The organism is Streptomyces sp. NPDC086549 (genome assembly GCF_044746205.1).
Lineage (GTDB): Bacteria > Actinomycetota > Actinomycetes > Streptomycetales > Streptomycetaceae > Streptomyces.
Window position 1 is genome coordinate 40,743 of sequence record NZ_JBIVBS010000002.1, and the last position, 21,324, is coordinate 62,066.

Genomic DNA, 21,324 nt, shown 5'->3' on the forward strand with positions numbered 1-21,324 from the left:
GTTGTTCAGTCGGTCGTGTACACGTGCATCCCTGGTATGTGCAGGTTTCCGCCGAACTGGCCGGCCTGCGTCACCTTCACCTTGGTCATGTAGATCTCGGGGAGGTTGAGCGGTGGCGGGCTGTCCGGGGTGAACGTCAAGGGGATCAGGCCGAGCAGGTTGCCGGAGATGCTCTCGGTGTACATCACCGTCGTACCGCCGGTGATCGTGGACTCCGAGTCGGGGGCCGCCTGCACGTGGTAGGTCTTGCCCGACTGCTTGTCCTTCACCGTCTGGTGCAGGTCACCGATCTTGGTGCCGCCGGAGATGACGAACTTCAGCACCTTCTTCTTGGTGCCGTTGGCCGTCTTCACCTCGACGACGCCCTTGTAGTCGGCGCCCTTCAGCGTCAGCGAACTCGCGCTCAGGTACCAGGGGTCGTCCGCCACCAGCGTCTTGTTGTCGACGCCGCTCTCGTCGTCGGTGGAGGCCGGGCAGTCGTCCGCGGCCGTAGTGGAGCTCGCCGACGGGCTCGGCGTGGCGGTGGCCGTCCCGGCCGCCGTGGTCGCCGTGTCCGTGGCGTCCTTCGCGGTGCTCTCGGCCGCCTTGGTGGCCGTGTCGACCGTGTCCTTGACGGTGTCGGTGGCGCTGCTCCCGGACGTCTTGCTGTCGCTCGACGAAGACGACGAGGACGAAGAAGACGACGACGTGGACTCGGAGGCCGACGGCGTGGGGCTCGCGCTCGCGGTGGCGGTCGAGTCGTCGCTGCCGCCGGTCAAGACGTCCTTGATCGCGTCACCGATCGTGTCGAGCAGGTTCCCACTGCTCGCGGACGCCGACGGAGTCGCGGTGGCCGTGTCGCCGCCACCGGAGGACGACGTGTCCGACGAGCCCGACGAGGACGTGGCGGACGGCGTGGGCGTGGCCTTGTCGCCGGAACCCGAATCCGACGAGGAGGTCTTGCCGGACGACGAGTCCTGCGCGGTGGTGGACGCCGTGGGGGTCGGCGTGGCCTCGTCCGCGGACGTGCTCGGGCTCGGGCTCGCGCTCTCCGAGGCGGAGGGCGACGGCGTGGCCGAGGACTCGTCCAGGGCCTTGACGCAGTCCTTGTACTCGTCGGCCGTCAGGCTCTTCGAGGAGGACGGCGTCGAGTTGTTGTCGGCGAGGGCCAGGCTGGACGTGAACCCCATGCCCATGAGGACCGCGGTCGGCATCGCCACCGTGGCTATCGCCTTGCCTGCCGGCATCTGGAACCTGGTGAACAGCGGCTTCTTGGGTGCCGCATGGCGCGGCCCGGTTCTCACACGGGACTCGTCCACATCAGTCCCGTGGGTCACCTCGTCAGCCGGCACTTTGCCTCCCGTTCGCCCCGTTCACCGGGCTCGTTCCTGACAGGTCGTTCGACTCGCTCACGCCGTCCGTGTCCTTGACGAGCGCGACCTCGGGCGCCGGCTCGCGGACAGCCTCGGGCGCGCCGCCCTCACCCGGGACGACCCCCTGCGCCGGCTCCGGCTGCGGGGGCACACCCGGCACCCACGCCACGGCCATCGCTCCACCGACGAGGGCGAGCAGGAAGCCCATGAGGAAGCCGCCGAAGTTGGCGACGGGGAGGGACACCAGCCCCAGCAGGATCGCGGCGACACCCGCGAAGGTGCGCACGTGCTGCTGGAACCAGAGGCTGATGCCCAGTACGACGAGCAGAACGCCGATGATCAGGGAGCCGGCCCCGGCCGTGGTCGACATCGCCAGCGTCAGATGCCCGACCTGGAGGTTGAAGTACGGGAAGTAGATGACCGGAAATCCGCTGAGCAGGACGAACAGACCGGCCCAGAACGGACGAGTGCCCCGCCAGGCGCGGAACTGCAGCCTCCGGCGGGTGAACTGGCCGGCTACGACGGCAGGAGTCTCGGCGCTCATGGAAAACAGCTCCCTGGTACGGCGTTGCTGTGGTGGTGATGTGTGCCGCGCGTGGAGGCGCGGCCCGAGGGTGGAGCGGGCGGGGGCGCCGTCGGCTCCCCCGCCCGTCAGCGAGTGACTAGTAGCACTCGATTCCGTCGCCGCTGCCCTTCTTAAGGGCCATGTGCAGACCGCTGAGCTTGAAGGTTCCGGCGGTGGTCGCCCACGCCGTCTGCTTCACGTTGGTCAGCACCGCCGAGTCCGCCTGCTGGGCGAAGCCGAACGGGTTGGCCTGCTCACCGTTGCCCTTCATGCCCGGACCCTTGCTGGCGTCCTTGGCGGCCACACCGATGTCGATGTTGGAGAAGGTGGCGTCGGCGTCGAGGGTGTCGACGTCGATGTACAGCTTGTCCGCGTGGACCTGCTTGGCCTCGTCGGTACTGTCACCCGCCTCCAGCCGCAGCGTGAAGTCGCCGAGGACCGGGACCGAGGTGACGACCGACTGGCACATCTTCTGGATCCTGGCCGACTGGAAGGCCGAGACCGCGACGGCGTGAGCCGTCTTGCCGCCGGACAGGGTGTAGCCCTGGTCGATCGCCCCGTACTGCGCGAAGCCCTCACCGTGGAGCTCCTGCGCCGTCACCTTGAACGACTGACCCGAAACGCTGAACGACGCGGCCAGAGCGCCCTGCGCGAGGGCGACACCTATACACGCCGTGGCGGCGACGCTGGGCACCATGACCACAGCGAACCGCTTCCATCTGGTCCCGCCACGCACCTGGGACTCCATATTTCCTCCTTCTCGGACGTACATCTCCTGGCCCTGACTAGCCTCCAGACGGCGGCCCAGCCGGGCAGGGATGGGAGAAGTGCTACGTCCTCGGAAGGGGAGCGCCCGCACTCGGTGGCGCGAACCGCGCCCGAATCACCGGCGATCACCCCCGAGCGACAACCACTGGTCGCGCCTGACACGCATCACGCACAACCCTGCTGGACAGGCTTCGCCTTGATGGCGAAGACCCCCCTGTCCAAGAGCCGGCGCCACTGCCGCCGGCTCTGCTCGGTGGGGACCCAGATGAACCCGTGCGCCCGACCGGCTGTCGGGGTGGGGGAATGGACCGAGCGTGGCCGATCGTGGTGCATTCTCGCCGCCGACACAAGGGGGTTCGTTACTGGCTAGTAACGGCCGGATAACCGAACAACGACCCGCCGGTCTCGGAACGCGACGCTCGGTGGCTTTCAGGGGCGGAACAAAACTATTGATTCTTGGACAGAACCAGACAGATCAGAGCCCAGAATGTACTCCGAGTAACAGCGGCCGCGATTACCAAGATTTGGTAAAGCGCGGCCGCTCTGACGCCCCGTGGGCAAATCTTTCACTTGGGCATCACATTGCGTGGCGTTTAGCAACTGGTCAGAACCGGCCCGCCACCCTGGTCGAGGCCCCCTGTCAGAACAGCGCGCGGGCCAGCGCCCGGCGCGCCCCGATCACCCGTGGGTCCTCGGCCCCGACCAGCTCGAAGAGGTCCAGAAGGCGACGACGTACGGCATCCCGGTCGTCACCCGCCGTACGCGACACGGTCTCGATGAGCCGGCCGAAGGCGTCCTCCACATGCCCGCCGACCAGATCCAGGTCGGCGGCGGCGATCTGCGCCTGCGCGTCCGCCAGCTTCTCGGCCGCGTCCTTGCGTACCTGCTTCGGGTCCAGACCCTGCACCCGTTGGAGCAACTCGGCCTGCGCCAGACCCAGTTTGGCCTCGCTGTTGCCCGGGTCGTCGCTCAGTACGTTCTTGTACGCCTGGATCGCCCCGCCCAGATCACCGGCGTCCAGGGCCTCCACGGCGGCTTCGAGGAGCGCGTCGTACGGCCCGGCCGGCACCTCGGGGGCCGTACGCCCGCCCGGCTCGGCATCGGGATCGACGATCAGGCCGGTCAGGCCGAAGCGCTGCTCGGCGACCTGCACCAGCTGGTCGAGGGTCTCCCGGATCTGCTGCTCGCCGGCGGCCCCCTGGAAGAGCGGCAGGGCCTGCCCCGCGACGACGGCGAAGACAGCCGGGATTCCCTGCACCCCGAACTGCTGCATCAGCATCTGGTTGGCGTCGACGTCGATCTTGGCAAGCAGAAAGCGCCCGTTGTACTCGACCGCGAGCCGCTCCAGGACGGGGCTCAACTGCTTGCAGGGCTGACACCACTCGGCCCAGAAGTCGATGACGACGGGCACCTCGGCGGAGCGCTGCAGGACATCGAGTTCGAAGGTGGCCTCGTCGACGTCGATGACGAGATCGGCCGGGGAGACGGCCCCCGCCCCACCCTGGCGGGCCGCTTGGGCGCGCGTCTGCTCGGCCTTGGTCTTGGCCTCCTGGGCCGCCTTCACCGCGGCGAGGTCGACGACGCCGCTCATGGACATGTTCCGTGGCTGCATGCGTCTATCCTCCCCCGTTCCCGCGCGTGAGTGAAAAACGATCCGAGGGCGCCGGGTCCCCACCCCACGCCACGTGGTCGTCGTGCGTGTGCGTCACCCGCGCACGTCCCGCGCAGGCTTTCGCTACGACTCGTAGCGTAATACCCTCCGGGGCTCCCGCGACACCACGCCCCGGTGATCTCCCTCACGGCCTCACAGGAACCGCCGGTTATCGTCATGGGATGCAGAGCCGCACCCCCGCCAGCCGTACCGGACGCCCGCGCAGCGCCGCCGCGGACACCGCGATCCTGGCCGCCACGCGCGAGGCGCTGGTGGAACTGGGGTGGTCCGGACTCACCCTGGGAGATGTGGCGACGCGGGCCGGGGTTGCGAAGACGACGCTGTACCGCCGCTGGGCGGGGAAGCACGAGCTGGTGGTGGACGCGGTCGCCGAACTCTTCGACGAACTGGAGCTGCCCGACCGCGGCAGCCTGGCCGCCGACATCGAGGGCGTGGTCCTCCAGTTCGCCGCGATCCTGGCCCGACCGGAGGCCAAGAGCGGCCTGATGGCGGTGGTCGCGGAGTCCACCCGCGACGACGCCCTGCGCGAGCGCATCCGCGACTCCATCGTGGACCGCCAGAAGTGCCTGGTCCTGGAGGGCCGCGCGCGGGCCCAGAGGCGCGGCGAGCTGCCCCCTGAGGCCGAACCGGAGGAGGCCGCCCGCACGGTGGACCTCATCTTCGACATGGTGGCGGGCGCGGTGGTGCACCGCACCCTGGTCAGCGCGGAGCCGGCGGACGAGGAGTGGGTGCACAGCTTCACGCGGGTGCTGCTGCTGGGCCTGGCGGGAGCGTCGCAGGACGCCTAGCGGCAGGGGTACAGCGCGGATGCGGTGCCCTGCCGGCTTTCTGACGTACCGGCGTCAAGGGATCACGTCTTGCGAAGGCCTCGCTGTCCGAACGGCTGGTTGCGGGCCCACTCCACGTAGGAACGCTTCTCCTGGGTGTCGGCGTTCAGCCGGACCCCCACGTTGTCGGCCAGCATGATCATCAGCGGAACGACACCGCCCAGCAGACAGCCCAGCTCGCCGTGGGGTCTGTCGCACTTCAGGTCCAGGGCCGCGTCGACGAACGCGGCGTACGGGCCGGGGTCGACCTTGACCCAGTTGATCGGCACCTCTTGCAGCCCGGTCGGCATGTTCAGGACCGAACCGAGCGTGGTGGCGGCTCCCATGAACAGCTCGCCCGTCATCGCACCCGGCCACCACACCCACTCGTCGTCGTCCTCACGGGAGGTGAACTCGTACCCCACTACAACCCCCACAGCTTGATCTCGTTGTCGAGCGCACCGGCGGCGTCGCTCCCGGCGAACGTCACACAAGGGTGCGCGCTGCACACGAGTCGGTGTGCAGCGCGCGTTCCCCATGCCGCTCGGGCGCCTCAGAAGCCCGCGGGCTCCGTGTAGACACCCCACTCGTCCCGCAGCACCCCGCAGATCTCGCCCAGGGTCGCCTCGGCGCGTACGGCGTCCAGCATGGGCTCGATCATGTTCGAGCCGTTCCGGGCGGCGGCGAGCATCGCGTCCAGGGCCGTACGGACGCGGGCCTCGTCGCGCGCGGTCCTGCGCGTGCCCAGCGCCCGGACCTGCTCCCGCTCCACCTCGTGGCTGACGCGCAGGATCTCCAGGTCCCCGGTGACGGAGCCGGTGTTGACGTTGACGCCGACGACCTTCTTGTCGCCCTTCTCCAGGGACTGCTGGTAGCGGAACGCGGACTCCGCGATCTCGCCCGTGAACCAGCCGTCCTCGATCCCGCGCAGGATCCCGGAGGTGATCGGACCGATCGGGTGCCGCCCGTCGGGGTGGGCGCGCAGCCCGCGCTCCTTGATCTGGTCGAAGATCTTCTCCGCGTCGGCCTCGATCCGGTCCGTCAGCTGCTCGACGTACCAGGAACCGCCCAGCGGGTCGGCCACGTTGGCGACGCCGGTCTCCTCCATGAGCACCTGCTGGGTGCGCAGGGCGATCTCGGCGGCCTGCTCGCTCGGCAGCGCGAGGGTCTCGTCCAGGGCGTTGGTGTGCAGCGAGTTGGTCCCGCCGAGCACCGCCGCGAGCGCCTCCACAGCCGTGCGCACCACGTTGTTGTACGGCTGCTGGGCGGTCAGCGAGACACCGGCGGTCTGGGTGTGGAAGCGCAGCCACTGGGCCTTGTCGGTCTTCGCGCCGTACACGTCCCGCATCCAGCGGGCCCAGATCCGGCGCGCCGCGCGGAACTTGGCGATCTCCTCGAAGAAGTCGAGGTGGGCGTCGAAGAAGAAGGACAGGCCGGGGGCGAAGACGTCCACGTCGAGTCCGCGCGACAGGCCCAGCTCCACGTAACCGAAGCCGTCCGCGAGCGTGTACGCCAGCTCCTGGGCGGCCGTCGCCCCGGCCTCGCGGATGTGGTAGCCGGAGACGGACAGCGGCTTGTAGGCGGGGATGCCGGCCGCGCAGTACTCCATCAGGTCGCCGATCAGCCGCAGATGGGGCTCGGGCTGGAAGAGCCACTCCTTCTGGGCGATGTACTCCTTGAAGATGTCCGTCTGGAGCGTGCCGTTGAGGACGGACGGGTCGACGCCCTGGCGCTCGGCGGCCACGAGGTACATGCAGAAGACGGGGACCGCCGGTCCGCTGATCGTCATCGACGTCGTGACGTCACCCAGCGGGATGTCCTTGAACAGGACCTCCATGTCCGCCGCCGAGTCGATCGCCACCCCGCAGTGCCCGACCTCGCCCAGCGAGCGCGGGTCGTCGGAGTCGCGCCCCATGAGCGTGGGCATGTCGAAGGCCACGGACAGGCCGCCGCCGCCGGCGGCCAGGATCATCTTGTACCGCTCATTGGTCTGCTCGGCGTTCCCGAACCCGGCGAACTGCCGGATCGTCCAGGTGCGGCCCCGGTAGCCGGTCGGATACAGCCCGCGGGTGAAGGGGTACTCACCGGGCCAGCCGATCCGCTCGAAGCCCTCGTACCTGTCCCCGGGTCGGGGTCCGTACACCGGCTCCACGGGGTCTCCGGAGAGCGTGGTGAAGTCAGCGTCGCGCTTGCGCGCGGCGTCGTACCGGGCCTGCCAGCGGTTGCGGCCCTCATCGATGGCGTCAGCGTCCATACCGTCGAATTTACTAGGACGTCCTAGTAAATGTCGATGGCAAACCGCCGCGCGGGAGTCGCGCGGCGGTGGAGCCTACGCCTTGGCGACGGCCGGGACCTGGTCGGCGACCTTGGCCTCCAGCTCGCGGCTGACCTTCCGCTCGACGAAGAACGCGGCGGTCGGGATGGTGCCCGCGAGCAGCACCCACAGCTGCTTGCCGACCGGCCACTTCGCCTTGGAGCCCAGGTCGAAGGCGAAGACGAGGTACACGACGTACAGCCAGCCGTGTGCGATGGCCACGACCCGGGTGAAGTCCGCCGCTCCGTCGACGTCCATCCCGTACTTGGCGATCATGCTCAGGCACAACAGCACGAGCAGCACACCGGTGACGTAGGCCAGGACGCGGTAGCGGGTCAGCACGCTCTTTTTCATGCCGAAGAGCGTAACCGCCCGTTCCGGGAGATCTCGTCCCGGGTCACTCGTCGGTGAAGTCGTGTGCCGCGACGCGCAGCGGGCGCAGCATCGCGAAGATCTCCGCGCACTCCTCCGCGTCGTACACCCCGAGCCCGAAGTCCATCCCCATCAGGTCGCGGGTGGCGGCCTCGACCACCTCGCGGCCCTTCTCCGTGATGACGGCGAGCGTGCCGCGCCCGTCGTTGGGGTTGGGCCGCTTGGTCACCAGGCCCGAGCTCACCAGCCGGTCCACGGTGTTCGTCACGGACGTGGGATGCACCATGAGCCGCTCACCGATCTTCGACATCGGCAGCTCGCCGGCCTTGGAGAAGGTGAGCAGCACCAGCGCCTCGTAGCGCGCGAACGTCAGTCCGTACGGCTTCACCACGGAGTCGACCTCGCCGAGCAGGATCTGGTGCGCGCGCATGATCGAGGTGATCGCGGCCATCGACGGCACGTTTCCCCAGCGCTGCTTCCACAGGTCGTCGGCACGGGCGATGGGGTCGAAGGGAAGACTGAGAGGCTTCGGCACGCCATCGACCCTACCGGCCGGTCACAACCTGTTCAGCCCTGTCTCGGCTTTCGGTCCGGCGGACCGCGGCGGCCAGGACGCAGCAGCACAGGACGCCCAGCGCTCCGGCCCCCGCGACGGTGGCGGGCACGCCGACGGCCTCGGCCGCCACGCCCGCCAGAGCCATGCCCACGCCCTGGAGCGTCATCAGGCCCGCGCTGAGCACGGTCATGGTCCGTCCGCGCAGCTCATCGGGTACGGCCCGGACGAGCCACTGGTCCAGGCCCAGGGTGTACGCGGATCCGGCGCCGGACAGCAGCAGGAGGAGCAGCGAGGTCGCGAGGCCGGGGTGCAGCACGTACCCGAGGTACGGCAGGAGCGTGAGGCAGACGAGCGGGAGCGTGATCCGCTCCCGGGTCACGGGCCGCAGCCGTGACCCGGCGAGCACCTCGCCCGCGACCGTACCGACGGGCAGGGCGCACATCAGCAGGCCGAGGCCGGTGGATCCGGCGCCGAGCTCGTCGGCGTACGGGGCTACCAGTGCCTCCGGCGCGACGGCGAACATGGGCGGCACCCAGAAGAGGAGCAGCAGGACCCGGATCCGCCGGTCGGCGAACACCTGCCGGGTGCCCGTGGGGCCTTGGTACTCCCCGGCCCGGGCGGGCCGCCGCCGGGTGCCGAAGCGCAGCAGCGCGGCCGAGGCCAGGAAGGTGCCCACGGTGATCAGCAGCGCATGCCGTGGTGCCACGACGGTGAGCAGCAGCCCGCCGAATCCGTACCCCACCAGCAGCGCGCTCTGCGAGACGATCCGCAGCAGGGAACGGCCCAGCACGAACAGCTCGCCCCCGCCCAGGACGTCGGCGAGGGTCGCCATGCGCGTCCCGGCGAACGCCGGGGAGACGAGCGCGAGGAGGCAGCGGAGCGTGAGCAGTACGGCGATGTCCGCACCGGGGAGCACCATCAGCGCGACACACCCCGCGCACACCAGGTCGCACACCACCAGCACGCGCCGGGCGGGGAAGCGGTCGGAGACGCCCGCGAGGAGCGTGCCGCCGATCAGGTAGGGCAGGAAGCCGAGCGCGAAGGCGAGCGCGCTCATCAGGGGCGAGCCGGTGAGGTCGTAGACGAGCACGGACAGCACGATCTCGCTGACCATCACACCGAGCATGGACAGGGTGTGGGCGGCGAACACGGCCCGGAACTCGCGGACGGCGAAGACGCGGGCATAGCCGGTGGGCTGCGCCACCGGGGCCTCTGGGACGACTGACATGGACGGCAGCGTGCACGCGCGGGTGCCGGTGACTGTAGAGATTCGGACCGAGCCGAATCCCGAGCCGGAACTGCTGGGTGACCGCCACGACGGTGATCGCGGCCCAGGTCACGTCCCGCTCGTCCGCGCGTGCGAAACAGCAGTCGTACTGTCGTCCCACCGGTATGTCCGCATAGTTGTACGAGAGGAAGAGGTCCCCTGTGCCGTCGCGCCTGTATTTCGGGGAGGGCGACTTCCTCAGGTGCCGGTTCGCCGTGTCCCCCCTGTGGGAGACGCAGGAGGCGGTGCGCACGCTCAAGCGGCCGGACCGGCAGGGCTATCACGCGCCCTGGCTGCGCCGGATCCGTACGGCGGCCACCGGACTGGACCTGGCGCCGCTGTGGCTGCTGATGCCGCGGCACGGCCACTCCCCCGACTGGCTCGGCGCGCCCCCGATCGGCCCGGCGGCCACGTTCGAGGAGGAGATCGCCGCGGTGCGCGCGGCCGATCCGGAGGCGGCCCGCGAGGACACGGCCCGTTCGCTCGCGGACACCCCGGGCGCGGAGGACTCGCCGTACGCCCGTGCCTGGCTGGCCGACCCCGAGCGGATGATCAGGAATCTGGCGGACGCGATGGAGGAGGCCTGGCACGTCCTCGTCGAACCGGACTGGCCCCGGCTGCGCGCCCTGCTCGAAGCGGACGTCGCCTTCCACTCCCGGCGGCTCGCCGAGGTCGGCCTGGGCGGCCTGCTGCCCGAGCTCAGCCGACGCTGCGGCTGGCACGCCGGGACGCTGACCGTCGAGTCGAGGGGTGATTACGAGCGGCACCTCGGCGGGCAGGGCCTGGTGCTGATGCCGAGCGTGTTCTCCTGGCCGGACGTGGTCACCGGCTTCGAGCCGCCCTGGCAGCCCGCCCTCGTCTATCCGGCCCGGGGCATCGGCGGCCTGTGGTCCGAGGCCGCCGACCACACCCCCGACACCCTGGTACGTCTCCTGGGCCGGGGCCGGGCCGCCGTCCTCACCGCCCTCGACGAACCGTCCAGCACCACCGCCCTCGCCCACCGCCTCGGACTCGCCCCGTCATCGGTCTCCGCACACCTGACGGTGCTGCGCGACTCGGGCCTGCTGACCGCGCGCCGGTACGGGCACCAAGTGCTCTACGAGCGGACGCCGTTGGGAATCATGCTGGCGTCGGGCGGCTAGTAGCGCAACGGAGGACTCGTCGCGAAAGTCCCGTCGTCCGCCCGGAGGACGGGCCCGGCGGCGCCCCGGGGATCCCCTGCCCGAGCGCAGCCGAGGGCTTGGGCGCAGCCGAGAGCCTGGGCGCAGCCGAGAGCCTGGGCGAGCGCGCTCTCGGGGTGCCGGGTACAGGCCTCGCACCGGACGTACGGACGTACCTGGCCGGACTTCCGCAACAGAGCCCGGCCATGGCCAGGCTCCGCCGGCCGGTCAGCGTCGGCCCGTGCGGCGTAGTTGGTGGCGGATCGCTCGCTGTGCCACGGGGCCGAGTTCCTCCAGGGCGGCGACCAGGGCGCCGAGCTGTTCCAGGGCGTCGAGGGCGGCGTGGGCGCCCGTCTCGTCGACGCCCTCGTACAGCTCGATGCCGACGAAGGAGGCGGCGACGGCGCGCGCCAGGCCCGCCGGGTCGGTGAACTCTCCGAACGGCGTCGTCGACAGGACCCTCGTCAGCACCCGCTCGATCTCGGTGATCCAGAGGTCGAGGCCCGCGGTGGTGGCCGGCCGGAGGGCCTCGTGGGTCTGGGCCCCGGCGAGCAGCTGGCCGAGGAGGGCCACATGGCCGCCCGCGCGCTCCTGTTCGTGGATCGCGCGGCCCACGGCGAGGAGTTCGGAGAGGGAGGTGACGGCGGCGAGGCGGGCACGGTACTGGGCCACCACCTTCTCGGCGCCGTAGCGGCAGGCGGCGGCGAGGAGTTCGTCCACGGATCCGAAGTGGTAGAAGACCAGCGCCTGGTTGACCCCGGCGGCCGCCGCGACCGTACGCGCGGACGTCTTGGCGATGCCCTGTTCGGTGAGCGTCCGCAGCGCGCCCTCCAGGAGCTTGGTCTTGGTCTCCTGGGACTTCGCCGTCTCCGGGCTCATGCGCGGGACTCCTCGCGGACCGGGCGCAGTCCGGGCCGTACGCCGCAGGTCCGTATGTTCGTGTACGACGCGGTGAACGAACCCTCGTAGCCGAAGAGCGGGCCGAAGTACTTGTTCACCACCCGGACGCGGATGCGGAAGCGGCCCGCCGCGTCGTCGTAGGACTCCCGTACCTCGGCCGTGGCGCCGATGAGTTCGGGCACGCGGACGTCGACCGCGCCCTCCCGGAAGCGGTGTTCGCCGGAGCGGATGAGCAGGGAACCGTCGGGCTCGGCGCGGAAGTGGAGCTCGCTGGCGAGGTGCTGGTGGGTGCCGAGGTAGTCGAGGACACGGTCGCCCTTGGGGCTCAGCACCATCTGGGCGTCGAAGCGGCGGGAGCGGCCGGGCAGGTCGAAGGTGCGCACGAAAGTCACCGTCTCACGACCGAAGGTGTCCACGTAGGGAACATTCTCGATCATGAAGGGGATGTTCCTGCCCTCGCGCGGAACCAGGATGTTGCGGGTGGTGCCGAGGGCCAGTAACGGCTTCACAAAGGCGCCGCCGTGCCAGATCCGGTCCATCACACCCTGGCCGGTGCAGGCCTCGCCGCTCGCCAGGCCCACCGAGAACCGGCGTCGCAGCTGGGGGTGGAGGCGGTCGAAGCCGGGGCCCAGCACGGTGCGGAACATCGAGCTCATGACCAGTTCTCCAGGGTGCGCAGGAGCCGGGGGGCCCGCACGCGCACGGGCGGGGTGCGCCGGCAGCGGCGGGCGGCCGGGGTGCGGGAGAGGGGTGTCTTGAAGAGGGCCAGGGAGATGGCGACGAGGAGGACCGGCGGGCACAGGTAGGCCACGGCGGGCGCGAGCGGGCCGAGCAGGCCGACGCGGGAGCCGAGGCCGAGCCCGGAACAGCCGACGGTGAGCACGAGCGCGCGGACCGCCAGCTCGGTCAGCCAGTTCAGCAGCGCCCGCTCCGGAGTGATCCCCCGCTCCAGCCACAGCCGCAGCCGGTCGAAGGACCAGGCCGTCGCCCATCCCATCAGCGGACGGAAGAGCACGCGGTCAGCGAGCGCGCCGAAGACGCCCCAGCGGGGGCGGTAGTCGTAGCCGGTGAGGAAGCGGACGCCGTCGGCGTCGGGGACGTAGCGCCAGTAGCCGCTGCCCTCGGCGATCAGCGAGAGCGGGTGCGGGGAGGAAAAGCGCAGGGCGGAGGTGCGGGTGCCGTCGGGGCGCTCCTTCTCGCCGGCGGAGACCCCGGTCCCGGAGACCGTGAGGAAGGGCAGGACGCGCGTCGCGTACCGGAAGCGCTGCGGCTCGTCCGCCGCGCGCGGGAGGTAGTCGATCCGGGTGAACCGGAGGTCCCAGCGCTGGTGCCGGGCGGGGTCCTGGGTGCGGGCCCACAGCTCGTCGAGGTCGGCGCGTATGTGCGCCTCGATATAGAGCGCCTTGCTCGTCATTCGGTGTTCCCCCTGCCGGCCGGGTGTTTGAGCGATCGCTCAATTGATCTCGGCAGGAAGGTACACCCGTTTGAGCGACCGCTCAAAGAGTGGGCACGAGAGAACCCCGGCCCCTGGGGACCGGGGTTCTCTCCGCAAGCCGGGTGCGGCTACCCGCCCAGATGACGCTCGACCGTCTCCACCTTGGAGGTGAGGCCGTCGGTCACGCCGGGACGGATGTCGGCCTTGAGGACCAGCGACACGCGCGGTGCGCGCTGCTCCACGGCGGCGACGGCACGCCTCACGACGTCCATGACCTCGTCCCACTCTCCTTCGACGGAGGTGAACATGGCGTCGGTGCGGTTGGGCAGCCCCGACGCGCGCACGACACGGACGGCGTCGGCGACGTACTCCCCCACGTCCTCGCCGACACCCAGCGGCGTCACGGAGAAGGCGACGATCATGCGTTCACGATCCCTTCCTTACGGGCACGGTCGGCGATGACCGCGTCCTCGGACTCGCGGCGCAGCTTGCGCTCGGCGACGAAGCCACCGCCGGGGATGATCGAGTACGCGAAGTAGCGGGCAGCCGTCTTCCGGTCCCACTTGGCGCGCTTCATGGCGTCCAGCCAGAAGATCACGTACAGGATGAACAGCACGCCGTGGATCGGTCCCAGCCACCGGGCGACGTCGACGCTGGAGGTCACCGTGTACTTGATGACCGTGCAGGTGGCGAGCACGATCCAGGAGATGCCCTCCGGCACGGAGACCAGGCGGAGGCGGCGGATGGCGGAGGCTGTCTTGAGGTCCACTGGTCACCTTCGGTGGGAGACGTCGACGGTTTGTGAACGCGCGCACAAACTTCGCCCCATTGTGACAAACCTCGGAACGGCCTCCGGGAGCGGGGTCTGTCCGCCACCGCCCGCCCGCCGCTACCTTCACCCCGTGGCGATGTTCCGACTTCAAGGAAGCAAGGTGCTCGCCGTCGACATGACCGGGGACGCCGTGAAGGCGAAGAACGGCTCGATGGTCGCGTACGACGGGCAGATGGCCTTCAAGAAGCTGAGCGGTGGCGGTGAGGGGATCCGGGGGATGGTGACCCGGCGGCTCACCGGCGAGCAGATGACGGTGATGGAGGTGAAGGGACACGGGACCTGCTGGTTCGCGGACCGTGCGTCCGAGATCAACCTCGTGAGTCTCCAGGGGGACAAGCTGTACGTGGAGTCGAGCAATCTGCTCGCGACCGACGCCGGACTGCGGACGGGGACGACCTTCACCGGTCTGCGCGGGGCCTCCCAGGGCAACGGGCTCTTCACGACGACCGTCGAGGGGCACGGGCAGGCGGCCATCATGTCCGACGGGCCGGCCGTCGTGCTGCGGGTCAGCTCGCAGTACCCGCTGATCGTCGACCCGGGGGCCTACATCGCCCACCAGGGGAACGTTCGGCAGTCCTTCCAGTCCGGTGTGACGTTCCGCACGTTCCTCGGGGAGGGCGGCGGCGAGGCCTTCCAGATCCGGTTCGAGGGGGACGGGCTGGTGTACGTGCAGCCGAGCGAGCGGAACACGATCGCGGGGGACGTGTGAGATGGGGCTGCGGGAGATCAATTCCAAAATGGTCGAGGCGACGGTCGTGCCCGGCCAGCGGCTGTTCAGTCAGCGCGGGGCGATGCTCGCCTACCGGGGCGACGTCTCCTTCACGCCCAACATCCAGGGCGGCCAGGGCGGGATCATGTCGATGCTCGGGCGGCGGGTCGCCGGTGAGGCCACCCCGCTGATGACCGTCGAGGGCAGCGGCACCGTCTTCTTCGGGCACGGCGGCCACCACGTCCAGGTCATCAACCTCGCCGGCGACACCCTCTACGTCGAGGCGGACCGGCTGCTCGCCTTCGAGGGCACGCTCCAGCAGGGGACGATGTTCATGGGCTCGCAGGGCGGGGTCATGGGGATGGTGCGGGGACAGGTGACGGGGCAGGGGCTGTTCACGACCACCCTGAAGGGGCACGGGGCCGTCGCCGTCATGGCGCACGGGGGTGTCTTCGAGATCCCCATCACTCCGCAGCGCCCGGTTCATGTCGATCCGCAGGCGTACGTCGCCCACCACGGTGACGTGCGCAACAAGCTCTCCACCGCGCTGGGCTGGCGCGACATGGTGGGGCGCGGCTCCGGCGAGGCGTTCCAGCTGGAGCTCAGCGGCAGTGGCACGGTGTACGTCCAGGCCTCGGAGGAGAAGCTGTGACGACCTATCCGGGGACCGGGGCCGGTCCCGTGGTGTACGACCCGATGACGCTGCCGGTCGACGACAACGTCAACAAGTACACGTTCTGCGTGGAGCTCAAGAGCGGGCAGTGGTTCCTGCAGAAGGGGAAGATGATCGCCTACTACGGGGCGATCGAGTTCAACGGGATCGGGCACGGTCGACTCGACCGACTTGTCCGTACGTCCTTCCATTCGCCTCTGCACGCCAGCGACTGGGTCGTGGCGGAGGGCTCGGGCAAGATGCTGCTCGCCGACCGGGCCTTCGACGTGAATTCGTATGACTTGGACGAAGGCAACCTGACCATTCGCTCGGGCAACCTGCTCGCTTTTCAGCCAAGTCTTGCGCTCAAACAGTCGATCGTGCCGGGTTTTCTGACCCTTATCGGAACCGGCAAGTTCGTGGCCGCGTCTAACGGCCCGGTGGTGTTCATGGAACCTCCCATCCGGGTGGACCCTCAGGCACTGGTCGGGTGGGCAGACTGCCCCTCGCCGTGCCACCACTACGACCACGGTTACCTGACGGGCGTAATGGGCGGTCTACGTGCAATGACGGGCCTCGGAGGGGCCTCCGGGGAGGAGCATCAGTTCGAGTTCGTGGGAGCCGGAACGGTCCTGCTCCAGTCGACCGAGACCCTCATGGCCGAGCAGGCCACGGGAGCGGTCCCGCAGGAGCCCGGCGTACCCGGCGCGGGCGGGGTACCCGGGGGTCACGGACAGCCTCCGGGCACACCGCGCCTTCCCGGACAGCTGGGGGACCTCCAGCGTCGCTTCGGGCTGTGAGCGGTAGTCTGCGGAGTGTGACGTCGAACGCGTGCGCACAGTCACACCACCCTCACTAGTTCGTATTTCAACTTCTTAGGTAGACTTCATTCATGGAGACCGAGACGGCCACGCGCTGGCTGACCGATGCGGAGCAGTGCGCCTGGCGCACCCACCTGGAGGTCAACAGGCTGTTGACGTACCAGCTCGAAAAGGACTTGCAGCCGTTCGGACTGACAATGAACGACTACGAGATCCTGGTGAACCTGTCCGAGTCGGAGGACGTACGGATGCGGATGAGCGATCTCGCGTCCGCCACCCTCCAGTCCAAGAGCCGCCTCTCGCACCAGATCACGCGGATGGAGAACGCGAACCTGGTGCGGCGCGAGAACTGCGAGTCCGACCGCCGTGGGCTGTTCGCTGTGCTCACCGACCACGGCATGGAGACGATGCAGAAAGTCGCGCCGCATCACGTGTCGTCCGTGCGGAGGCACTTCATCGATCTGCTGTCGCCCGAGGCGATGACGGAGCTGGACAAGGCTCTGAAGCCGATCGCCGAGCATCTGCGGGGGCAGCGGGGGCGGCCCTGACCTGAGCGAAAGCCGAGCGGCAGGCGGGGCGGTTCAGGCCCCGCCTGGCGCTCGGCCGTCCGGCACTATCGGGGTGCCGCCACGGCCACCGCGGCCGAGCCGGCGGCCACCGCGCCCGCCAGCACGAAGCACAACCCGAGCGGCAGTTGCCCGACCAGCAGCCCCGCCGCCACCGAGCCGACGGAAGTCCCCGCGTTCACGGCCGCGTTGACCCACGCACCCGCCCTGGTCCGGGCCCCCTCCTGCGCCGTCTCGTCGGCCAGCAGATACGCCGTCGTCAGGGTCGGCGCGACGAACGCCCCCGTGCAGGCCATGACGGCCGCGAGCGTCCAGGGGCCGCGGGCGAGTCCCGCCGCCGACAGTGCGAGCCCCAGCCCCACCAGAAGCCACGGCAGACGGACACGCGCCGGCGCCCGCCACTCGACGGCCCCGTTCAGCAGCCCGCCGACCGCGCTTCCCGCCGACAGGGCGCCCAGGATCCAGGGGACCACGGCATCGCCGTACGACCGTTGCGCCGCGAAGGCCAGCACCAGCAGCTCGACACCGCTCAGCGCCAGCCCCAGGCCCGCCGCCGCGACGACCGGCCGCAGCAGGCCCGCCGGGAGACGGCGGCCCCGCCGGGCGGCCCCCGGCTTCGGGTGCCCGGTGCCGGACATCGCCGGGGAGGTCACGAAGGCGCGCGTCCCCGTCACCATCAGCACCGCGCTCAGCAGCACTCCGGCGGCCGGCGGCCCGAACCGCAGGAGCACGCCGACGAGGGCCGGCCCCGAGACGTACAGCAGCTCCTCGGCCACGCCGTCCATGCTGTACGCGCGCTGCAACAGCCGCCGGTCGTCGACGAGTTCGGCCCACACCGCGCGCATGGCCGGGCCCAGCGGGGGCGCGCAGGCGCCCGTGAGGGCGGCGGCCGCGGCGAGCACCACGGGGGATGCCCCGGGGCGCCAGGTCAGTGCCGCCAGGACACAGAGCAGGGCGCCGTACAGCGCCGCCATGGGGAACAGGGTGCGACGGGGGCCGTAGCGGTCCACCAGGGCGGCCCGCAGGGGCATCAGGAAGACCGCCGAAGCACCGAAGACGGCCATCACGGCACCCGACGCGGCGTACGAACCCGTCGCCCGGGTCACCGACAGCAGCACGGCCAGGGAGACCGTGCCGTAGGACAGGCGCGCCGCCAACGCGGCGGTGAAGGTACGGCGCGCGTGCGGGACGCGCAGGACGGCGGCGTACGAGGGGCGCCGCGGGGCGTTCGGCGGGCATGGCGAAATGGTCGCGGACATGCGTGATTTCCTCGGCTGGAGGCGGAGAGCGGACACCTGAGCGCGCCATGGCACACGGCGGCCGGGGACCGGCGGCCGTGTGCGGGGCGCGGGGTGCGCTCTACGCCAAGCAGAGGAACATGCGGATCAAACTAGCAGCCGCGCGCCAGGGGCGACCTGGGTTTTCGGGCACCGTGGGCCGCGGTGCCGACCTGGGGGCTCCGCCCCCGGACCCCCGTTTCCCACCCGCCCGCCGGACTCGGTCGCCCGAGGGCCCGACGCCACGGGGCTCCGCCCCTGACACCGGCCTCGTCGGCCCAGCCGTGCGGCACGACGCGGCCGGGATCAGACCGGCGCGGTCAGGACTCCGTCAGGCTCGACACCAGTTCGTCCGCCGCTCGGTACGGGTCCAGTTCACCCGCGACGACTCGTTCCGCCAGGGCGCCCAGGTGGCGGTCGCCGTGGAGGTCGCCGATGCGTTCACGGAGGGCCGTGACCGCGATCGTCTCCACCTCGCGGGAGGCGCGGGCGAGGCGGCGCTCGGCCAGGACGCCGTGCTCCTCCATCCACGCGCGATGCTTCTCCAGGGCCTCCACGACCTCGTCGATGCCCTCGGCGCGGGCGGCGACCGTCTTGACGATGGGCGGGCGCCAGTCGCCGGGGCCGCGGGCCTCGCCCAGCCCGAGCATGTGGTTCAGTTCGCGGGCCGTGGCGTCGGCACCGTCCCGGTCGGCCTTGTTGACGACGTACACGTCGCCGATCTCCAGGATTCCCGCTTTGGCGGCTTGGATGCCGTCGCCCATTCCGGGGGCGAGGAGGACGACCGAGGTGTCCGCCTGGGAGGCGATCTCGACCTCCGACTGGCCGACGCCCACCGTCTCGACCAGGATCACGTCGCAGCCCGCCGCGTCCAGCACGCGGATCGCCTGCGGCGCCGACCAGGCCAGGCCGCCCAGATGACCACGGGTGGCCATCGAGCGGATGTAGACGCCGGGGTCGGAGGCGTGGTCCGACATGCGGACGCGGTCACCGAGCAGGGCCCCGCCGGAGAAGGGGGACGACGGGTCGACGGCCAGGACGCCGACCCGTTTGCCCTGTTTGCGGTACGCGGTCACCAGCGCGGACGTGGAGGTGGATTTACCCACCCCCGGGGACCCCGTCAGACCGACCACATACGCATTGCCCGTCAGCGGGGCCAGCGCCGCCATGACCTCCCTGAGCTGCGGGGACGCCCCCTCCACCAAGGAGATCAGCCGGGCCACGGCCCGCGGCCGGCCTTCCCTGGCCTGGGCCACCAGAGAGGAGACGTCCTGCATCACAGCTCCGTTCGCTTACGAGACGTACCGTTTGCGTGCCGTACGGGGACTCAGGCCTTGGCCACCCGCACGATCAGCGCGTCACCCTGGCCGCCGCCACCGCACAGCGCGGCCGCGCCGACACCACCGCCACGCCGCTTCAGCTCCAGCGCCAGGTGCAGCACCAGACGGGCGCCGGACATGCCGATCGGGTGCCCCAGCGCGATGGCGCCGCCGTTGACGTTCACCTTTTCCGTGGACACCCCGAGGTCCTTCATTGACTGGACCGCGACCGCGGCGAAGGCCTCGTTGATCTCGATGAGGTCCAGGTCGGAGACCTCCAGGCCCTCCTTCTTGAGGGCGTGCAGGATGGCGTTGGAGGGCTGGGACTGCAGGGAGTTGTCCGGGCCGGCCACGTTGCCGTGGGCGCCGATCTCCGCGATCCACTCCAGGCCGAGCTCCTGGGCCTTGGCCTTGCTCATCACGACCACGGCGGCGGCGCCGTCCGAGATCTGCGAGGCGGTGCCGGCGGTGATCGTGCCGTCCCGGGTGAACGCCGGGCGCAGCTTGCCCAGGGACTCCACGGTGGTGTCGCCGCGGATGCCCTCGTCCTTGCTGAAGAGGACCGGCTCACCCTTGCGCTGCGGGATCTCGACCGGAGTGATCTCCGCCTCGAAGATGCCGTTCTTCTGCGCGGCGGCGGCACGCTGGTGGGAGAGCGCGGCGATCTCGTCCTGCTCGGGGCGCTTGATGCCCAGACGCGTGTTGTGCTTCTCCGTGGACTCGCCCATCGCGATGCCCTCGAAGGAGTCGGTCAGACCGTCGTACGCCATGGCGTCGATCATCTCGACCGCCCCGTACTTGAAGCCCTCGCGGGACTTCGGGAGCAGGTGGGGGGCGTTGGTCATGGACTCCTGGCCGCCCGCGACCACGATGTCGAACTCGCCGGCGCGGATCAGCTGGTCGGCGAGCGCGATCGCGTCGAGGCCCGACAGACACACCTTGTTGATCGTGAGCGCCGGAACGCTCATCGGGATGCCGGCCTTGACCGCGGCCTGACGCGCCGGGATCTGCCCCGCGCCGGCCTGCAGCACCTGGCCCATGATCACGTACTGCACCTGGTCGCCACCGATCCCCGCACGGTCGAGGGCGGCCTTGATCGCGAAGCCGCCCAGATCGGCCCCGGAGAAAGACTTGAGCGAGCCGAGCAACCGTCCCATCGGAGTGCGGGCACCCGCGACGATGACGGAGGTCGTGCTGTTCGTTCCTGACATGAGGTGCGATCCCCTTCCAGCTGCACAAAGCTGAGGAGTGAACGAGGGTTTACTTCGAATGTACTGAGCGGTAGTCCACCCCGTCACCGCCCCTTCAGTGTGATGGCGCGCACGTTGCGTAACCACCTCCGGAGCGCTGCACTGAATCCATGCTGACGCGAATCGACCACATCGGGATCGCCTGCCACGACCTCGACGCGACCGTCGAGTTCTACCGGTCCACGTACGGCTTCGAGGTTTTCCACTCCGAGGTCAATGAGGAGCAGGGCGTGCGCGAGGCCATGCTCAAGATCAACGATACGTCCGACGGCGGGGCCTCGTACCTCCAGCTGCTCGAACCGACCCGTGAGGACTCCACGGTCGCCAAGTGGCTGGCGAAGAACGGGGAGGGCGTGCACCACATCGCCTTCGGTACGGCGGATGTGGACGCCGACGCCGCGGACATCCGCGACAAGGGCGTACGCGTTCTGTACGAGGAGCCCCGGCGCGGCTCCATGGGGTCGCGGATCACCTTCCTGCACCCGAAGGATTGCCACGGTGTACTGACAGAACTGGTCACATCGGCACCTGTTGAGTCGCCTGAGCACTGACCCTCGTACATAAGGGCCGGTAGGGTTGGGGGCGGTCGCCCTGGAAGTCCGGGGTGACCGCATGCCGGGGTCCGGATTTCGGGGGACGAGCGTCGGGGCAGCAGCCCGTGCTCCGCCGTTGATCTGACACCATTCCCCGGGGGCCCCGTTCGGCGGATGGACGGAGCTCGTTTGGACAGG

General features: G+C 70.1%; 24 protein-coding genes. 7 read left to right on the forward strand and 17 right to left on the reverse strand.

Features of this window, described 5'->3' with window-relative positions; translation table 11 throughout:
* Positions 1 to 5 precede the first annotated feature (5 nt).
* The 4 genes from ACIPSA_RS06830 to ACIPSA_RS06845 form a co-directional block, all read right to left on the reverse strand.
* Complete coding sequence (locus ACIPSA_RS06830) at positions 6 to 1,331, reverse strand: hypothetical protein (protein WP_402629635.1); 1,326 nt, start codon at positions 1,329 to 1,331, stop codon at positions 6 to 8.
* On the reverse strand, positions 1,321 to 1,896 hold the full coding sequence (locus ACIPSA_RS06835; RefSeq protein ID WP_402629637.1) for a DUF6114 domain-containing protein: 576 nt from the start codon (positions 1,894 to 1,896) through the stop codon (positions 1,321 to 1,323). Before ACIPSA_RS06835 ends, ACIPSA_RS06830 begins: the two co-directional genes overlap by 11 nt.
* Positions 1,897 to 2,014: 118 nt before the next feature.
* Entirely contained in the window at positions 2,015 to 2,665 is a 651-nt protein-coding gene (locus ACIPSA_RS06840; protein WP_402629639.1) for a DUF6230 family protein, read from the reverse strand.
* A gap of 660 nt (positions 2,666 to 3,325) precedes the next feature.
* Positions 3,326 to 4,297, reverse strand: a complete 972-nt coding sequence (locus ACIPSA_RS06845) for a tetratricopeptide repeat protein (protein ID WP_402629642.1) — start codon at positions 4,295 to 4,297, stop codon at positions 3,326 to 3,328.
* A gap of 221 nt (positions 4,298 to 4,518) precedes the next feature.
* On the opposite strand from ACIPSA_RS06845, the gene ACIPSA_RS06850 reads away from it, so the two are divergent.
* On the forward strand, positions 4,519 to 5,145 hold the full coding sequence (locus ACIPSA_RS06850; protein WP_402629645.1) for a TetR/AcrR family transcriptional regulator: 627 nt from the start codon (positions 4,519 to 4,521) through the stop codon (positions 5,143 to 5,145).
* A 62-nt stretch (positions 5,146 to 5,207) separates the two neighbouring features.
* Here the strand turns inward: ACIPSA_RS06850 and ACIPSA_RS06855 are convergent, their stop codons facing one another.
* The 5 genes from ACIPSA_RS06855 to ACIPSA_RS06875 form a co-directional block, all read right to left on the reverse strand.
* A complete protein-coding gene (locus ACIPSA_RS06855) occupies positions 5,208 to 5,600 on the reverse strand; it encodes a DUF6086 family protein (protein ID WP_402629648.1) in 393 nt (130 codons plus the stop codon).
* 116 nt (positions 5,601 to 5,716) lie between these two features.
* Positions 5,717 to 7,417 (reverse strand): methylmalonyl-CoA mutase, encoded by a 1,701-nt coding sequence (locus ACIPSA_RS06860; RefSeq protein WP_402629650.1) that lies wholly within the window; start codon positions 7,415 to 7,417, stop codon positions 5,717 to 5,719.
* Positions 7,418 to 7,492: 75 nt separating this feature from the next.
* Positions 7,493 to 7,831, reverse strand: coding sequence for a DUF3817 domain-containing protein (locus ACIPSA_RS06865; RefSeq protein WP_402629653.1), 339 nt, complete (start codon positions 7,829 to 7,831; stop codon positions 7,493 to 7,495).
* A 43-nt stretch (positions 7,832 to 7,874) separates the two neighbouring features.
* Positions 7,875 to 8,384, reverse strand: a complete 510-nt coding sequence (locus ACIPSA_RS06870) for a MarR family winged helix-turn-helix transcriptional regulator (protein ID WP_402629656.1) — start codon at positions 8,382 to 8,384, stop codon at positions 7,875 to 7,877.
* Positions 8,385 to 8,394: 10 nt separating this feature from the next.
* Positions 8,395 to 9,633, reverse strand: a complete 1,239-nt coding sequence (locus tag ACIPSA_RS06875; RefSeq protein ID WP_402629658.1) for an MFS transporter — start codon at positions 9,631 to 9,633, stop codon at positions 8,395 to 8,397.
* Between the two features lie 200 nt (positions 9,634 to 9,833).
* Between ACIPSA_RS06875 and ACIPSA_RS06880 the strand changes: the two genes are divergently transcribed.
* Complete coding sequence (locus ACIPSA_RS06880; protein WP_402629660.1) at positions 9,834 to 10,814, forward strand: DUF5937 family protein; 981 nt, start codon at positions 9,834 to 9,836, stop codon at positions 10,812 to 10,814.
* Between the two features lie 246 nt (positions 10,815 to 11,060).
* On the opposite strand, the gene ACIPSA_RS06885 is transcribed toward ACIPSA_RS06880, so the two are convergent.
* The 5 genes from ACIPSA_RS06885 to ACIPSA_RS06905 form a co-directional block, all read right to left on the reverse strand.
* Positions 11,061 to 11,711: a TetR/AcrR family transcriptional regulator gene (locus tag ACIPSA_RS06885; protein ID WP_402629663.1), complete on the reverse strand. Its 651-nt coding sequence runs from the start codon at positions 11,709 to 11,711 to the stop codon at positions 11,061 to 11,063.
* Complete coding sequence (locus ACIPSA_RS06890; protein WP_402629666.1) at positions 11,708 to 12,388, reverse strand: DUF4166 domain-containing protein; 681 nt, start codon at positions 12,386 to 12,388, stop codon at positions 11,708 to 11,710. Before ACIPSA_RS06890 ends, ACIPSA_RS06885 begins: the two co-directional genes overlap by 4 nt.
* The gene (locus ACIPSA_RS06895) at positions 12,385 to 13,146 is read right to left on the reverse strand and encodes a hypothetical protein (RefSeq protein WP_402629668.1); all 762 of its coding nucleotides are present in this window, start codon (positions 13,144 to 13,146) and stop codon (positions 12,385 to 12,387) included. The genes ACIPSA_RS06890 and ACIPSA_RS06895 overlap by 4 nt, the downstream gene beginning before the upstream one ends.
* A gap of 149 nt (positions 13,147 to 13,295) precedes the next feature.
* On the reverse strand, positions 13,296 to 13,589 hold the full coding sequence (locus ACIPSA_RS06900; protein ID WP_402629671.1) for an MTH1187 family thiamine-binding protein: 294 nt from the start codon (positions 13,587 to 13,589) through the stop codon (positions 13,296 to 13,298).
* Positions 13,586 to 13,936, reverse strand: coding sequence for a DUF3817 domain-containing protein (locus ACIPSA_RS06905; protein ID WP_402629673.1), 351 nt, complete (start codon positions 13,934 to 13,936; stop codon positions 13,586 to 13,588). The genes ACIPSA_RS06900 and ACIPSA_RS06905 overlap by 4 nt, the downstream gene beginning before the upstream one ends.
* Before the next feature lie 139 nt (positions 13,937 to 14,075).
* Here ACIPSA_RS06905 and ACIPSA_RS06910 point away from each other — a divergent pair, with 139 nt between their 5' ends.
* The 4 genes from ACIPSA_RS06910 to ACIPSA_RS06925 all read left to right on the forward strand — a co-directional run bounded on the left by ACIPSA_RS06910 (position 14,076) and on the right by ACIPSA_RS06925 (position 16,729).
* Positions 14,076 to 14,708, forward strand: coding sequence for an AIM24 family protein (locus tag ACIPSA_RS06910; RefSeq protein ID WP_402631651.1), 633 nt, complete (start codon positions 14,076 to 14,078; stop codon positions 14,706 to 14,708).
* Position 14,709: 1 nt separating this feature from the next.
* Positions 14,710 to 15,360, forward strand: a complete 651-nt coding sequence (locus tag ACIPSA_RS06915; protein ID WP_402629675.1) for an AIM24 family protein — start codon at positions 14,710 to 14,712, stop codon at positions 15,358 to 15,360.
* Positions 15,361 to 15,404: 44 nt separating this feature from the next.
* Positions 15,405 to 16,160 carry an AIM24 family protein gene (locus ACIPSA_RS06920; RefSeq protein ID WP_402629678.1) on the forward strand — a complete coding sequence of 252 codons (756 nt, stop codon included), beginning with the start codon at positions 15,405 to 15,407 and terminating at the stop codon, positions 16,158 to 16,160.
* Positions 16,161 to 16,252: 92 nt separating this feature from the next.
* The gene (locus tag ACIPSA_RS06925) at positions 16,253 to 16,729 is read left to right on the forward strand and encodes a MarR family winged helix-turn-helix transcriptional regulator (protein ID WP_402629680.1); all 477 of its coding nucleotides are present in this window, start codon (positions 16,253 to 16,255) and stop codon (positions 16,727 to 16,729) included.
* A gap of 65 nt (positions 16,730 to 16,794) precedes the next feature.
* Here ACIPSA_RS06925 and ACIPSA_RS06930 read toward each other — a convergent pair whose 3' ends face one another.
* From ACIPSA_RS06930 to ACIPSA_RS06940, 3 genes are all read right to left on the reverse strand, one after another.
* Complete coding sequence (locus ACIPSA_RS06930) at positions 16,795 to 18,006, reverse strand: MFS transporter (RefSeq protein WP_402629683.1); 1,212 nt, start codon at positions 18,004 to 18,006, stop codon at positions 16,795 to 16,797.
* Between the two features lie 338 nt (positions 18,007 to 18,344).
* Complete coding sequence (meaB, locus tag ACIPSA_RS06935; RefSeq protein WP_402629686.1) at positions 18,345 to 19,301, reverse strand: methylmalonyl Co-A mutase-associated GTPase MeaB; 957 nt, start codon at positions 19,299 to 19,301, stop codon at positions 18,345 to 18,347.
* 50 nt (positions 19,302 to 19,351) lie between these two features.
* Positions 19,352 to 20,554 carry an acetyl-CoA C-acetyltransferase gene (locus tag ACIPSA_RS06940; protein WP_402629689.1) on the reverse strand — a complete coding sequence of 401 codons (1,203 nt, stop codon included), beginning with the start codon at positions 20,552 to 20,554 and terminating at the stop codon, positions 19,352 to 19,354.
* Positions 20,555 to 20,703: 149 nt separating this feature from the next.
* Between ACIPSA_RS06940 and mce the strand changes: the two genes are divergently transcribed.
* Positions 20,704 to 21,144 (forward strand): methylmalonyl-CoA epimerase, encoded by a 441-nt coding sequence (gene mce / locus ACIPSA_RS06945; RefSeq protein ID WP_402629691.1) that lies wholly within the window; start codon positions 20,704 to 20,706, stop codon positions 21,142 to 21,144.
* Positions 21,145 to 21,324: the final 180 nt, after the last annotated feature.